The organism is Psychrobacter sp. TB20-MNA-CIBAN-0197, assembly GCF_040309765.1.
In the GTDB taxonomy this organism is placed as follows: Bacteria; Pseudomonadota; Gammaproteobacteria; order Pseudomonadales; family Moraxellaceae; genus Psychrobacter; species Psychrobacter submarinus.
The window spans coordinates 1-239 of record NZ_JBEOPC010001323.1 but is presented as its reverse complement, the minus strand read 5'-3'; the positions used below and the strand labels follow the sequence as shown (position 1 = coordinate 239).

The 239-nt window shown below is 54.0% G+C and carries 1 protein-coding gene; it reads left to right on the top strand.

What is annotated here, in order from left to right:
• On the top strand, window positions 1-239 hold a 239-nt coding region (locus tag AAEY83_RS18240; RefSeq protein WP_351061515.1), incomplete at both ends, for a site-specific integrase.

Here is a 239-nt window from a genome sequence, read left to right as displayed (position 1 = left end):
ACCTAAAGCATTGGCGGTCGATGATGAGCCAGCTTACATGACTGAGTTTCGTCAAGCCATGCTGGCGCGCGGTCTAGCGACGCGTACTCGTAATGCGTACGTCCGTGACCTACGCTCTTGTGAGCTGACCAATTCTATCGCCCTGACACGTTGGCATCCTGATGATGTGCTGCATTGTCTGTCGCTCCTTGCTCAAGATGGCAATACTCCACGTACCCAAGCACGCATGCTCTCAAGCT